Origin of the sequence: Rhizobacter sp. OV335 (assembly GCF_900142965.1) — a bacterium.
Taxonomy (GTDB): domain Bacteria; phylum Pseudomonadota; class Gammaproteobacteria; order Burkholderiales; family Burkholderiaceae_C; genus Rhizobacter.
The window spans coordinates 302,356-315,287 of the sequence record NZ_FRCQ01000004.1; the positions used below are offsets into that span (position 1 = coordinate 302,356).

The following is a 12,932-nucleotide window of genomic DNA, read 5'->3' on the forward strand; positions in this document are numbered from 1 at the left end:
CGGCCTCGGTGAGAAGCCTCCCCCGGGCAGCCGCGGATTCAGGTGTTGTCGTTCTGGATCACCGGATCGAAACTCGCCTTGTCCGTCGGACCATTCAAGCCGGTCTGCTTGATGAACACGGTGTACGAATACGCCTCGCCGTTGTTGTTCAGGTTGCTCACCAGGCAGCGGCTCGGGTCCTGCGGGTCGATCATCGGCGTGCCGAACGGATTCCCCGACAAGGTGTTGAAGATGACGGGCGGGTTGTCGAATTCCATGTTCTGGGTGACCAGCGAGAACACGATGGTCAAGGGCCCCGCGCCGTAGTCCGCCATGTAGAGCACCTCGGGCGTCGCGCTGGCCTTCAATTTGTTGTCTATGTCGCGAAAGCCCACGACGCGGACGATGGGGGTGCGCACTGCGCTCGGATTTTCACTCATGACCTGGCTCCTGATGAAGGGTTGGAGACCGCACTGCCGCCCCGCGCGGCACGCAGCTTGTTGGCAAACTCGACATACGCGGGGTGTCGATAGGTGGAACGTTCGATCCGCTCGGCCAGGGCATGGGCCGCCGCGAGATCCCCGAGGCGGAACTTCGCCCAGGCGAGCGGGGTGAGGATCGCGCCATCGGCCATGTCGGCAAAGGGCGCCAGCTCGTCGGCGGCGCGCCGCCACGCGGCGCGTGCCGCGTCGGGGTCGCCCTCGGCTCGCAACTCGCCCAGGCCGAGCGCCGCCTGGGCGACGAACACAGCATGCTTGGCGCGGTCCGGCGTGCCGGCGCCCAGACGCGCCGCGGGATCGTTGAGGAAACTGTCGATGCGCACGGCCACCGCCGATCGATCCTTCGGCTCGGCCAGCTGCGCCGCCAGTGCCAGCTCGCGCGCGCGCAACCGCACCGCGTAGAGAGGGTTGCTGCTGTTGGTCGAGCGCACCTGGGCACCGCATTCGGAGGCCTGCGCCCACTCGCCGCGGGCCTCGGCCAGGCGCTGCCGGGCGAGCAGGACCTCGGCGACGCGCAGCCGGGCGAAGCAGGCGTCGCCCTTCCAGAAAAGATTGGCCGGGTCTTCGTTCGACAGCCTGTCCGCGATGCGCAGGCTGGCCGCCGCATCCTCGGTGGCCTCGGTGGGGCGCCCCAGCGCCAGCTGGTACTGGCTGGTCGCGTTGAGCGCATTCTGGATGCCGCGCTGTGCCGTCTTGTTCCTGTCGACGTCCGGCATGCCGCGGAACAGCGCCAGCTTCTCGCGCTGCTCCGCCAAGGCACGCTCGTAGTCGCCCAGCATCTCATAGCCGATCGCGCGCCAGCCGAGCGCCTGCGCCAGCTCGAACCTCACCGCCGGCCGGCTCTGCGCGATCTGCTGCAGGAGATCGCGTGCCGCCTGCAGCGATTCGAGGGCCGGCCCCGGCCGGTTCGTGCCCAGCAGCACAGTGCCCAGGTTGACATGCGCAAAGGCGACCTCGGCGCGCCAGTCCAGGTTGGACGGGTCGATGCGCAACAGTTGCTCCGACAGCGTCCGGTACTCGGTGAGCCGGGCCTCCGCGGTGCGCACGTCCCCACGCTTCCACGCCGCCTGGCCGACCCAGAACACGCTCTGCGCATGCTCGAACAGGCGCTGGCTGTCGCCCGGTGCCTGGGCCAGCAACTGGGCCGTGGTCTGCGCCGCGCGCTCGAACACTTCCTGGGCCTGCGCGGCGTTGCCGCGCAATTGCCGGATCTCGCCGATCAGGTGCATCGCCCGCGACCGGTGCCCGAGCGCGGTCGAATCCAGCACCTCGGCGTCCTGCGCCCCGTAGTACGCGAGCGCCTTCTCGCCCACCGAATCCAGCACCTCCAGCCGGCCCACCGGCTCCAGCTTCTTGCGCAGGTCGCCGAGCATGAACTCGATCAGGCCCTCGGCCTGCGCACGCTGGTGCTGTGCCTCGTTGCGCGCGCGCACCGCCAGCACGGCCATCAGCGCGAACACGACGACGCCGACGGCCGAGGCCGATGCGATTCCCGCCAGCCAGCGCAGCCGGCGCTGCGTGTCGCGCTGCACCAGGTCGTCGAAGCCGACGCCGACCATGCCGGCCAGCAGCTTCAGCGCCGCGCGACGCGGGCCGTCGCCCTCGGCGCGCTGGTCGGCGGCGATCGGCTCCAGCGCTTCGCCCTCGGCCCGGCCGTCGGCCGTCAACGCGAAGCGCAGCGCTGGCGGGAAGCACTCGCTCGCCTCGCGGCCCGGCGTGTTGCTCGCGAACGGTTCGCCCGCCGCGATCAGTGCCAGCACGCGGCCTTCGCCATGCAGGCGCTTGAATTCGATGATCTCGCGGTTGACCCACGGCGATCGCGCCGCGTCCGGCGAGCAGACGACGATCAGCCAGCGGCTGGCCGCCAGCGCCTCCTGCACGCTCGCCTTCAGGTCGGCGCCGGCGTTCAGCTCGTCGCGGTCGCGGAACAGCGGCGACAGCCGCGCCGGCACCGGCCCCTGCGGCGTCGCGCGCCCGACCAGCCGCTTCGGCACGCGGTACGTCTCCAGCTGCCGCTGCAGGCGGCGCGCCACCAGCTTGTCGTGGTGGCTGTAGCTGATGAACGCCCCGTAGCGGGGCGAGGGGGCGGGCGGCGAGGCGGGCAGCGAATCCTCGGCGCTCATCGGCGCGTGTCCCGCACGTGCGCGAGCACCGCGTCGAGCCGGCGACGGTCGCAGCGCTGCTCCAGCGTGCCGCCGGCGCGCGGCCACAGCAGCCGCGGGCGCTGGCGCGGCCGGGTCGACAGGTGCAGCACGGGGATGCGGCGCCGGACGGCTTCGTCGACCACGTCGGCGGTGCCGCCGGTGCCGCGCGACGGCGCGCCGTCCCACAGCGCGAGCAGCAGGTCGGCGCGGTCGAGCAAGGCATGCCCGGCGCGCAGGTAGGTGCGCCCGGCGACGCGCAGCGGCCCGCGCAGCTCGGTGATGCGCGCTGCGTCGTCGAGCAGCGCCCGGTACTCGCGGCGCGATGCGGCGCTGCTGAAGCCGCGGGCGTAGTCGTCGCGCGGGCGCGGCAGCACCGCGTGCAGCGTGTAGCCGACCTGCAGGCCGAGCCGCGCGAGGTGGCGGTCGCTGCCTTCGGCCAGGTTCGACAGCAGCACCGGCTCGATGCAGCGCGACGCGCTCGCCAGGTGGGCGAGCACCGGCTCGATCTGCGGCGTGATCAGGTCCAGCTGATGTTGTGAGATGCGATTCAAGCGATGCCCCGTGACACCGACGTGCAGCCCCCTCGCCGGATGCCGCTTGTGGCACGGTGCCGGCATCGCGATCCCCTCGGGCTCCCTCACGTCGCTACTGCAGAACGGCACAGGTCAGTCCAGTTTTTCCTTCACTGCGGACATGGCCTCGTCCCCGAGCATAGGGCGCGTTGACCCCGTGCCGGATGACTGCGTGGTGCGTGCATGGCCAGCCGCGGTGGGAAGTGCGCAAGAAATCACGAGTGGCGCCGGCGTCGCGAGCGCATGGAAGCCCGCGAACAGCGCTGCGACCCCGAGAACGGCCGCGGCAAAGCGCAGTTGCGAGGTGTGCAGGATGAAGAGCGGGCGCATCGGTTTCATGGCCCCGATGGTCGGCGCTGCACCGGCCTGCCGTCCTGAAGCGCGGCTGAATTGTCCTGAAGCCGCATAGGCCGCCGCTGTCCCAGGGCGGACAGCGCGGCGGCGGGCAAGCTCCTAAGATCGGCGGCCATGTCGTCCCCGTACCTCCCCCATCGCCCCGGCCGCAGCCGCTTCGTCGAACTGCGCGGCCTGCGCTGCCACCTGCACGAATGGGGCGATGCGAGCCAGGCCAGCCCCGCGCGGCCGACGCTCGTGATGCTGCACGGCTGGATGGATGTCGGCGCGTCGTTCCAGTTCGCCGTCGATGCGCTGGCGGCGATCGAAGGCGCCGACCGCCACGTGATCGCGCCCGACTGGCGCGGCTTCGGCCTCAGCGACCCGGGCGGCGCCGATGGCTACTGGTTCCCCGACTACCTCGGCGACCTCGATGCGCTGGTCGATTCGGTGGCCGGCCCGGCCGCCGCGATCGACCTGCTCGGCCACAGCATGGGCGGCAACGTCGCGATGGTCTATGCCGGCGTGCGGCCCGAGCGCATCCGCCGGCTCGTCAACCTGGAGGGCTTCGGCTTGCCGGCGACCCGCCCGGCGCAGGCGCCGAAGCGCTACCTGCAATGGCTGGACGAGTTGAAGCAGCCGATGGAGCTGCGCCCCTACGACAGCCTGCAGGCTGTCGCCGACCGGCTGCGCAAGACCAACCCGCTGCTGAGCGAGGACCGCGCGGCCTGGCTGGCCGGCCACTGGTCGCGCCAGGCCGACGACGGGCGCTGGCACATCCTCGGCGACCCGGCCCACAAGCGCGCCAACCCGGTGCTGTACCAGAAGGACGAGGTGCTGGCCTGCTGGCAGCGCATCGCCGCGCCGCTGCTGTGGGTCGAGGGCGACCGCACCGACGTCTCGAAGTGGTGGGGCGACCGCTACCCGCGCAGCGACTTCGACGCCCGCCTCGCGCAGGTGCCGCAGGTCGAACGCCAGGTGCTGTCGCCGGCCGGGCACATGCTGCACCACGACCAGCCCGAGGCCCTCGCCGCCCATCTGGCGCGTTTCCTCCAGGCCTGACCGGCCGCCTCGCCCGTGCGGGCATGCGCTGCGTGCGAAAATCCCGCGATTCACAAAACACACACGGGAACTGCACCATGGACGTCGAACACATCAATGCCATCGGCAACACCCTGGCCGACCTGACCGAGCGCACGGTCGGCCTCCGGGGGTATCTTTGACTACGATCGCAAAGCACTGCGACTGAACGAAGTCAACGCCGCGCTCGAGAACCCCAAGGTCTGGGACGAGCCGAAGCGCGCGCAGGAGCTGGGGCGCGAGAAGCGCACGCTCGAGCAGGTCGTCGAGACCATCGACCACCTGACCGGCAACCTGGCCGACAACTCCGAGCTGTACGAGATGTCGAAGGCCGAGGGTGACACCGACGGCCTGCAGGCCATCGAGGCCGAGACCGCCAAGCTGGCCGAGATCGTCGACGGGCTCGAGTTCCGCCGCATGTTCAACAACCCGGCCGACCCACTCAACTGCTTCCTCGACATCCAGGCCGGCGCCGGTGGCACCGAGGCCTGCGACTGGGCCGGCATGCTGCTGCGCCAGTACCTGAAGTACGCCGAGCGCAAGGATTTCAAGGCGACGGTCGAGGACCAGTCCGACGGCGAAATCGCCGGCATCAAGAGCGCCACGATCAAGATCGAGGGCGAGTACGCGTTCGGCCTGCTGCGCACCGAGACCGGCGTGCACCGGCTGGTGCGCAAGAGCCCGTTCGACTCCGCGGGCGGGCGCCACACCAGCTTCGCGAGCGTGTTCGTCTACCCCGAGGTCGACGACACGATCGAGATCGACATCAACCCGTCGGACGTGCGCACCGACACCTTCCGCGCGAGCGGCGCCGGTGGCCAGCACATCAACAAGACCGACTCGGCGGTGCGCCTCACGCACATCCCGACCGGCATCGTCGTGCAATGCCAGGACGGCCGCAGCCAGCACAGCAACCGCGACGTGGCCTGGAAGCGGCTGCGCTCGCGCCTGTACGACCATGAGATGCGCAAGCGCATGGAAGAGCAGCAGAAGCTGGAAGACACCAAGACCGACGTCGGCTGGGGCCACCAGATCCGCAGCTACGTGCTCGACCAGAGCCGCATCAAGGACCTGCGCACCAACGTGGAGATCTCCAACACCCAGAAGGTGCTGGACGGCGACCTCGACCAGCTGATCACCGCCAGCCTGAAGCAGGGCATCTGATGACGCAGCTGAAGGCCCTGCTCTTCGACCTGGACGGCACGCTGATCGACAGCATGCCGCACCACCACACCGCCTGGGTCGAGTGGCACCGGCGGCGCGAGCTGACGATCGACGCCGAGCGCTTCTTCCTCGAGACGGCCGGGCGCAGCAACGTCGAGATCTTCACCGACATGCTGCCCGGCCGCAGCGGTGACGACTACGCCGCGCTCGCCGCCGAGAAGGAGGCGATCTACCGCGACATCGCCGCCACCCGGCTCGGGTTGATCGCCGGCACGCACGAGCTGCTCGACCGCGCGGCCGGCCTCGGCCTGAAGCTCGCGGTGTGCACCGCGTCGACGCCGCAGAACATCGCGCTCGCCTACGACCGCTTCGGCATCGGCGACAAGGTGCAGACCACCGTCAGCCCGGCCGACGGCCTGCGCGGCAAGCCGCACCCGGACATCTTCCTCGAGGCGGCGAAGCGCCTCGGCGTGAGCCCGGCCGAATGCCTGGTCTTCGAGGACGCGCCGCTCGGCGTCGAGGCCGCGCGCCGCGCCGGCATGAAGGCCGTCGCGCTGACCACGACGATGGGCGCCGACGCCTTCGCCGGCTTCGACAACGTCGTCGCCGTGGTGCCCGACCTGCTCGATGTGCACCTTTCCTTTCCGATCCATCAGCCCTGACGAAAGAAGAACACCATGCGTGAAGGCACTGCACCGCTGATCCGCCGCGAGGACTACACCGCCCCGGCGTTCTGGATCCGCACCGTCGACCTGACGTTCGACCTCGACCCGGCCAAGACGCTGGTCATCAACCGCATGACGATGGAGCGCAACACCACGCTGCCGCCGCAGCCGCTGCGCCTGCATGGCGAAGACCTGACGCTGACGCGCGTGCTGGTCAACGGCGAATCGGTGTCGTTCCGCCATGAAGACGGCATGCTGGTGATCGACAGCTTGTCCGACGTGCCGGCCGGCGAGTTCACGCTCGAGATCCGCAACACCTGCGCGCCCGAGAAGAACACGCAGCTGTCGGGCCTGTACACCTCGGGTGGCGGCTTCTTCACGCAGTGCGAGGCCGAGGGCTTCCGCCGCATCGCCTATTTCCTCGACCGCCCGGACGTGATGGCGGTCTACACCGTGACGCTGAAGGCGAACAAGAAGGCCTACCCGGTGCTGCTGTCGAACGGCAACCTGGTGCAGCAGGGCGAGCTCGACAACGGCCGCCACTTCGCGAAATGGCACGACCCGTTCCCGAAGCCGAGCTACCTGTTCGCGCTGGTCGCGGCCGACCTGGTCGCGCGCGAGCAGCACATCCGCACCCGCTCGGGCAAGGACCACCTGCTGCAGGTGTACGTGCGCCGCGGCGACCTCGAGAAGACCGAGCATGCGATGAACTCGCTGATCGCGAGCGTGGTGTGGGACGAGGCCCGCTTCAAGCTGCCGCTGGACCTGGAGCGCTTCATGATCGTCGCGGTCGGCGACTTCAACATGGGCGCGATGGAGAACAAGGGCCTGAACATCTTCAACACGAAGTTCGTTCTCGCCAACCCGGCGACGGCCACCGACGTGGATTACGCCGGCATCGAGAGCGTGGTCGGCCACGAGTACTTCCACAACTGGACCGGCAACCGCATCACCTGCCGCGACTGGTTCCAGCTGAGCCTGAAGGAGGGCCTGACGGTCTTCCGCGACCAGGAGTTCAGCATGGACATGGCCGGCAGCCCGACGGCCCGCGCCGTCAAGCGCATCGAGGACGTGCGCCAGCTGCGCCAGATCCAGTTCCCCGAAGATGCCGGCTCGATGGCCCACCCGGTGCGCCCGGACAGCTACGTCGAGATCAACAACTTCTACACCGCGACCATCTACGAGAAGGGCTCGGAGGTGGTGCGGATGATGCAGACGCTGGTGGGCCGCGAAGGCTTCGCGCGCGGCATCACGCTGTACTTCGCGCGCCACGACGGCCAGGCCGTGACCTGCGACGACTTCGCGCAGGCCATCGCCGATGCCAACCCCGACAGCGAACTGGCGAAGCACCTGACGCAGTTCAAGCGCTGGTACAGCCAGGCCGGCACGCCGCGCGTCAACGCCCGCGGCCGCTACGACGCGCCGTCGCGCACCTACACGCTGGGCATCGAGCAGAGCTGCCTGCCCTCGCCGGGGCAGGTGGTCAAGGAGTCGAACGTGATCCCGGTCGCGATGGGGCTGATCGGCCGCGACGGCCGGCCGCTGCCGCTGCAGCTGGAAGGCGAAGCGGCCGCCGGCGGCACCGAGCGCGTGCTGGTGCTGCACGAATCGCGCAGCTTCTTCACCTTCGTCAACATCGACGTGGAACCGGTGCCGTCGCTGCTGCGCGGCTTCTCGGCGCCGGTCATGCTGATCGACCACCTGTCCGATGAGGACCTGCTGGTGCTGCTGAAGCACGACAGCGACCCGTTCAACCGCTGGGAAGCCGGCCAGCGCCTGGCGCTGAACCGCCTGCTGGCCGCGGTGGCGACCGAGCAGCCGCAGCCGCTCGATGCCGCCTTCATCGAGGCGATGCGCGCGGTGCTGCGGCATGCCGAACTCGATGCCGCGTTCAAGGAACTGGCGCTGACGCTGCCGAGCGAGACCTACGTCGCCGAGCAGCTCGACGTGGTCGACCCGCAGCGCATCCATGCGGCGCGCGAATCGATGAAGCTGCAGCTCGCGCAGGCGCTGCGCGACGACTGGCAGTGGGCCTTCGACACGCACCAGGTGCGCGGCGGCTACTCGCCCGACCCGGTGTCGTCCGGCAAGCGCGCGCTGGCCAACCTGGCGCTCGCGATGCTGTGCCTCGACGCGACGCGCCGCGGTGACACCGTGTGGCCGGGCCGCGCCTACCAGCGCTTCAAGGACGCCGGCAACATGACCGATCGGCTGGGCGCGCTGGCCGCGCTGGTGCATGCCCACGCCGAGCTGGCCGAGCCGGCGCTGCAACGCTTCCACGAGATCTTCAGGGCCGAACCGCTGGTCATCGACAAGTGGTTCACGCTGCAGGCCGGCGCCCCCGAGAAGGACGGCCGCGTGTTCACGCGCGCCAAGCAGCTGCTGCAGCACCCGGACTTCTCGCTGAAGAACCCGAACCGGGCGCGCAGCCTGATCAGCGCGCTGTGCATGCTGAACCCGGCCGCCTTCCACCGCAGCGATGCCGCCGGCTACGTGTTCTGGGCCGACCGCATGATCGAGCTCGACAGCCTGAACCCGCAGCTCGCCGCGCGCGTCGCCCGCGTGATGGACCGCTGGAGCAACTTGGCCGAGCCCTACCGCACCGCCGCCGGCGAAGCGCTGAAGCGCGTCGCGGCCAAGGCCGACCTGTCGAACGACGTGCGCGAGATCGTCGGCCGAGCGCTGCAATCCGGCGAGGTCGCGGCATGACGCAGCGCCTGACTCCGAAACGCATCAGCCTGACGCAGTACCTGATCGAGCAGCAGCGCAGCCACGGCAACATCCCGTCGCAGCTGCGGCTGCTGATCGAGGTGGTGGCGCGCGCCTGCAAGCGCATCAGCATCAGCGTCAACAAGGGCGCGCTCGGCGGCGTGCTCGGCAGCGCCGAGACCGAGAACGTGCAGGGCGAGATGCAGAAGAAGCTCGACATCATCGCCAACGAGGTGCTGATCGAGGCCAACGAATGGGGCGGCCACCTCGCGGCGATGGCCAGCGAGGAGATGGAAGGCATCTACGTGGTGCCCAACCGCTTCCCGCAGGGCGAGTACCTGCTGCTGTTCGACCCGCTCGACGGCTCGAGCAACATCGACGTCAACGTCAGCATCGGCACGATCTTCTCGGTGCTGAAGAAGCCCGAGAGCACGGCGGGTGCGAGCGTGGGCGTCAGCGAGGCCGATTTCCTGCAGCCCGGAACGCAGCAGGTCGCGGCCGGCTACTGCGTGTACGGCCCGCAGACGATGCTGGTGCTGACGGTGGGCGACGGCGTCGCGATCTTCACGCTCGACCGCGAGGAAGGCGCCTGGCTGCTGACGCAGGACGGCGCGAAGATCCCGGAAGACACGAAGGAATTCGCGATCAACATGAGCAACCTGCGGCACTGGGCGCCGCCGATGCAGCGCTATGTCGAGGAATGCCTGGCCGGCAGCAGCGGCCCGCGCGCCAAGGACTTCAACATGCGCTGGATCGCCAGCATGGTGGCCGACGTGCACCGCATCCTGACGCGCGGCGGCGTGTTCATGTACCCGTGGGACAAGCGCGAGCCGAAGAAAGCCGGCAAGCTGCGGCTGATGTACGAGGCGAACCCGATGGCCTTCATCGTCGAGCAGGCCGGCGGCGCTGCGACCAATGCAGGGCAGCGCATCCTCGACCTGCAGCCGACCGCGTTGCACGAGCGCGTGAGCGTGATCCTGGGTTCGAAGAACGAAGTTGAACGCATCACGGCGTATCACCGCGAACACCACCGCGAAAACGGCTGAAAGTCGAGCTATACTCGTTGGCTTCACGCCGGTGTAGCTCAGTTGGTAGAGCAGCGCATTCGTAATGCGAAGGTCGGGAGTTCGACTCTTCTCACCGGCACCAACATCGCTGGCCCTTCCGGGGGTCGGATCAAGAAAAGCCGCTTCACAGCGGCTTTTTTTGTGCCTGGCTTTCTTTGAGATCAGGCCGGCATCGCCGCGTGCCCGCCGCGCAGCTTGAACACCGCGACCGCCTCCACCAGCATGCGCGCCTGCTGCTTCAGGCTTTCGGCCGCTGCGGCGCCCTCTTCCACCAGCGCCGCGTTCAGCGCGAGGATGTTGGTCTGGAACGCGATGCCGTCGATCACGCCGATGATGTCGACGATCTTCTTCGACGACTCCTGGATGCCGCGCATCGTGTCGACCACGCGGCTCACCGACGCGCTGTGCACCGTGGCCTCGAGGCCGCTGATGATCTCGGCGTTCGTCGCGCGCATCTCCTCGATGCGCTTCTTCTCGGCCTGCATCACGGTCTTGTCGGCCAGCAGCACGACACCCCGGGGATCGGCGCCGGATGAAGAACGCCCCGCGCGGCAGAAGCCGACGCGGGGCGCGGGGTCTACAGCGGCCCTCAGGCCGCCGGGTTCATTGCGCCGAGCGCGAAGCGCGTTGTGCGCTCAGCTGGTTGTTGACCTCGACGTTGTAGCCGGCCAGTTCGCCTTGGCCCACCGAGCGGCCGATCAGCTTCATGCGCTGTTCGAACTGCTGTTGCGCGCTGCCGGCGAAGGTGTCGCCGACTGCTGCTGCCGAGGTTTCGCCGTAGGCGGCGGTGCGGCCGATCAGGTTCATGCGGGCGACATGGGCGGCGCGTTGTTCGGAGGCCGTCTGCAGCTTGCTGGTGCTGCTGTCGACGAACTGGGCGGGAGCCTGTTCACCGGCTTGGGCGGTGCGGCCGATCAGGCGCATTCTTTCGGCATACGATGAGGTTTCAGCCATCGCAGCACCGTGGGCGGCGGCAAGGGCGAGGGAGGCGGCGATGAAAAGCTTGCTGTTCATGATGAGTTCCTTGAGCTTGAAGGTGGCAAGTGAAAGATCGTTGGGGCTTGTTTCTTGCGGGTCGCCACGCCTTCATCGCGTGTCCGGCTCGTTCGAACTCGACCGGTCATCTGGGGAGACAAAGAGTCGATGGGGTGAACTCTAGTGGTTAACCCTGAATTCATCGACGGCCATTTGGTGAATTGATCATTGCCACGATCGCAACAATGAAACGCGACGACCGCACTTGAAGTCGGGGCGATCGGCTGGGGGCGCTGTTGCGCCGCGGCGGCGCGGGGTAGCCTGTCGCCTCGCGTCTTGACCACCTCAAGGAGAACACCACATGAGCAGCACTTCCCCTCTCGATGTCGTCGCGATCGTCGGCAGCCTGCGGCGCGCATCGTTCACGCGCGCGCTGGTGAACGCGTTCACGCCGCTGGCCCCGCCGTCGTTGAAGATCGAGATCGTCGGCATCGGCGACCTGCCGCTCTACGATGAAGACGGCGAGGCCGCCCCGCCCGCCGCGTGGAAGGCCTTCCGCGAGCGGGTCTCGCGGGCCGATGCGGTGCTGTTCGCAACGCCCGAGTACAACCGCTCGATCCCCGGCGGGCTGAAGAACGCGATCGATGTCGGCTCGCGCCCGTATGGCAAGAGCGTCTGGTCGGGCAAGCCGGCGGCGGTGGTGAGCTGTTCGCCCGGCGCGATCGGCGGCTTCGGCAGCAACCACCACCTGCGGCAGTGCCTGGTGTTCCTCGACATGCCCGTGCTGCAGCAGCCGGAGGCCTACATCGGGAATGTCGCGAAGCTGCTCGGGCCGAACGGCGAGATCAGCGACGAGAAGACGCGCGAGTTCTGCACGCAGCTGCTGCAGAAGTTCGAGGCCTGGATCCAGCGCCAGCGGCGCTGATCAACGCCGAGCGGCGTCAGGCGCCGCCGCGCACCGGGATCGCCGCGCCGTGCACGGCGCGCGCGTCGTCGCTGCACAGGAAGACGATCACGCGGGCGATGTCCTGCGGCGCGGTCCACTGGGTGGCGTCGGCGGTCGGCATCGCGCTGCGGTTGGCCGGCGTGTCGATGGTGCCGGGCAGCACCGAGTTGGCCCGCACGCCGCTGCCGCGCAGCTCCTCGGCCAGCGCCGTCATCAGCGCAAGCACCGCGGCCTTCGCGGCCGAATACACCGCCGAGCCGGCCGCCGGCACCAGCCCCGACATGGCTGCCACGTTGACCAGCGCGCCGGCGCCGCGCGCCTGCATCGCCGGCACCACGGCGCGCAGCAGCGCGTGCGTGGCACGCAGGTTCAGGTCGATCATCTGGTCGAACGCGGCCGCGTCCTGCTGCCACAGCTTCACGCCGCCGGCCCAGCCGCCGATCGCGTTGACCATCGCATCCAGCCGCCCGTGGCGCGCCAGGCAGGCCGCGACGGCCGCGCGCACCGCGGCCTCGTCGCTCGCATCGAGCTCGATGCCTTCGACCGGCACCGCCCCGGCGCGCAGCTGCTTCTGCAACGCATCGAACGACTTGCGCTGCCGGTAGGTAACCAGCACCGTCGCGCCGGTGTCGACGAAGGCCTGCGTCACCGCGCCACCGAGCGCACCGGTGCCGCCGGCGACCAGCACCACGCGGGAAGAGATCGAAGAAGTCATGCGCAGGTCCTCGAGGGGATTCGGACAAGAGAGAGGGACGAAGGCGGCGATTGTCGCGGTTCGCGCAGCGCCCCGCCCTCATT

General features: G+C 69.1%; 13 protein-coding genes and 1 tRNA gene. 7 read left to right on the forward strand and 7 right to left on the reverse strand.

Translation table 11 applies throughout. The features are described from left to right. Positions 1-38: 38 nt before the first annotated feature. The 4 genes from BUE42_RS06605 to BUE42_RS06620 form a co-directional block, all read right to left on the reverse strand. The gene (locus BUE42_RS06605; protein WP_143171333.1) at positions 39-419 is read right to left on the reverse strand and encodes a hypothetical protein; all 381 of its coding nucleotides are present in this window, start codon (positions 417-419) and stop codon (positions 39-41) included. Beyond that, on the reverse strand, positions 416-2,602 hold the full coding sequence (locus BUE42_RS06610; protein WP_073463816.1) for a TIR domain-containing protein: 2,187 nt from the start codon (positions 2,600-2,602) through the stop codon (positions 416-418). The genes BUE42_RS06605 and BUE42_RS06610 overlap by 4 nt, the downstream gene beginning before the upstream one ends. Then, positions 2,599-3,174, reverse strand: coding sequence for a hypothetical protein (locus BUE42_RS06615; protein WP_073463817.1), 576 nt, complete (start codon positions 3,172-3,174; stop codon positions 2,599-2,601). Before BUE42_RS06615 ends, BUE42_RS06610 begins: the two co-directional genes overlap by 4 nt. 114 nt (positions 3,175-3,288) lie before the next feature. After that, the gene (locus BUE42_RS06620) at positions 3,289-3,534 is read right to left on the reverse strand and encodes a hypothetical protein (protein ID WP_143171334.1); all 246 of its coding nucleotides are present in this window, start codon (positions 3,532-3,534) and stop codon (positions 3,289-3,291) included. A gap of 129 nt (positions 3,535-3,663) precedes the next feature. Between BUE42_RS06620 and BUE42_RS06625 the strand changes: the two genes are divergently transcribed. The 6 genes from BUE42_RS06625 to BUE42_RS06650 all read left to right on the forward strand — a co-directional run bounded on the left by BUE42_RS06625 (position 3,664) and on the right by BUE42_RS06650 (position 10,295). Further along, positions 3,664-4,590: an alpha/beta fold hydrolase gene (locus tag BUE42_RS06625; protein ID WP_073463819.1), complete on the forward strand. Its 927-nt coding sequence runs from the start codon at positions 3,664-3,666 to the stop codon at positions 4,588-4,590. 77 nt (positions 4,591-4,667) lie between these two features. Beyond that, a protein-coding gene (prfB, locus tag BUE42_RS06630; protein WP_143171335.1) for a peptide chain release factor 2 occupies positions 4,668-5,772 on the forward strand; the annotation gives its coding sequence in 2 pieces (ribosomal slippage) (positions 4,668-4,748 and positions 4,750-5,772; 1,104 coding nt in all). Beyond that, on the forward strand, positions 5,772-6,434 hold the full coding sequence (locus BUE42_RS06635) for an HAD family hydrolase (protein ID WP_073463820.1): 663 nt from the start codon (positions 5,772-5,774) through the stop codon (positions 6,432-6,434). The genes prfB and BUE42_RS06635 overlap by 1 nt, the downstream gene beginning before the upstream one ends. 15 nt (positions 6,435-6,449) lie before the next feature. Then, positions 6,450-9,146 carry an aminopeptidase N gene (pepN, locus tag BUE42_RS06640; protein WP_073463821.1) on the forward strand — a complete coding sequence of 899 codons (2,697 nt, stop codon included), beginning with the start codon at positions 6,450-6,452 and terminating at the stop codon, positions 9,144-9,146. Then, on the forward strand, positions 9,143-10,192 hold the full coding sequence (locus tag BUE42_RS06645) for a class 1 fructose-bisphosphatase (RefSeq protein WP_073463822.1): 1,050 nt from the start codon (positions 9,143-9,145) through the stop codon (positions 10,190-10,192). Before pepN ends, BUE42_RS06645 begins: the two co-directional genes overlap by 4 nt. 27 nt (positions 10,193-10,219) lie before the next feature. Further along, positions 10,220-10,295, forward strand: a tRNA-Thr gene (locus BUE42_RS06650). 79 nt (positions 10,296-10,374) lie between these two features. On the opposite strand, the gene BUE42_RS34070 is transcribed toward BUE42_RS06650, so the two are convergent. Together BUE42_RS34070 and BUE42_RS06660 are read right to left on the reverse strand one after the other, a co-directional pair. Then, positions 10,375-10,722, reverse strand: coding sequence for a methyl-accepting chemotaxis protein (locus BUE42_RS34070; protein WP_369822954.1), 348 nt, complete (start codon positions 10,720-10,722; stop codon positions 10,375-10,377). Positions 10,723-10,816: 94 nt separating this feature from the next. Further along, a complete protein-coding gene (locus tag BUE42_RS06660; protein WP_073463823.1) occupies positions 10,817-11,227 on the reverse strand; it encodes a hypothetical protein in 411 nt (136 codons plus the stop codon). A gap of 322 nt (positions 11,228-11,549) precedes the next feature. On the opposite strand from BUE42_RS06660, the gene BUE42_RS06665 reads away from it, so the two are divergent. Continuing rightward, the gene (locus BUE42_RS06665) at positions 11,550-12,113 is read left to right on the forward strand and encodes an NADPH-dependent FMN reductase (protein ID WP_073463824.1); all 564 of its coding nucleotides are present in this window, start codon (positions 11,550-11,552) and stop codon (positions 12,111-12,113) included. A 16-nt stretch (positions 12,114-12,129) separates the two neighbouring features. On the opposite strand, the gene BUE42_RS06670 is transcribed toward BUE42_RS06665, so the two are convergent. Continuing rightward, complete coding sequence (locus BUE42_RS06670; RefSeq protein ID WP_073463825.1) at positions 12,130-12,849, reverse strand: SDR family NAD(P)-dependent oxidoreductase; 720 nt, start codon at positions 12,847-12,849, stop codon at positions 12,130-12,132. Positions 12,850-12,932: the final 83 nt, after the last annotated feature.

Coding starts and splice junctions, on each gene's coding strand:
- BUE42_RS06625 (WP_073463819.1), top strand. CDS start 3,664: ATGTCGTCCCCGTACCTCCCCCATCGCCCCGGCCGCAGCCGCTTCGTC.
- BUE42_RS06670 (WP_073463825.1), bottom strand. CDS start 12,849: ATGACTTCTTCGATCTCTTCCCGCGTGGTGCTGGTCGCCGGCGGCACC.
- pepN (WP_073463821.1), top strand. CDS start 6,450: ATGCGTGAAGGCACTGCACCGCTGATCCGCCGCGAGGACTACACCGCC.
- BUE42_RS06660 (WP_073463823.1), bottom strand. CDS start 11,227: ATGAACAGCAAGCTTTTCATCGCCGCCTCCCTCGCCCTTGCCGCCGCC.
- BUE42_RS06635 (WP_073463820.1), top strand. CDS start 5,772: ATGACGCAGCTGAAGGCCCTGCTCTTCGACCTGGACGGCACGCTGATC.
- BUE42_RS06665 (WP_073463824.1), top strand. CDS start 11,550: ATGAGCAGCACTTCCCCTCTCGATGTCGTCGCGATCGTCGGCAGCCTG.
- BUE42_RS06610 (WP_073463816.1), bottom strand. CDS start 2,602: ATGAGCGCCGAGGATTCGCTGCCCGCCTCGCCGCCCGCCCCCTCGCCC.
- BUE42_RS06605 (WP_143171333.1), bottom strand. CDS start 419: ATGAGTGAAAATCCGAGCGCAGTGCGCACCCCCATCGTCCGCGTCGTG.
- BUE42_RS06645 (WP_073463822.1), top strand. CDS start 9,143: ATGACGCAGCGCCTGACTCCGAAACGCATCAGCCTGACGCAGTACCTG.
- BUE42_RS06620 (WP_143171334.1), bottom strand. CDS start 3,534: ATGAAACCGATGCGCCCGCTCTTCATCCTGCACACCTCGCAACTGCGC.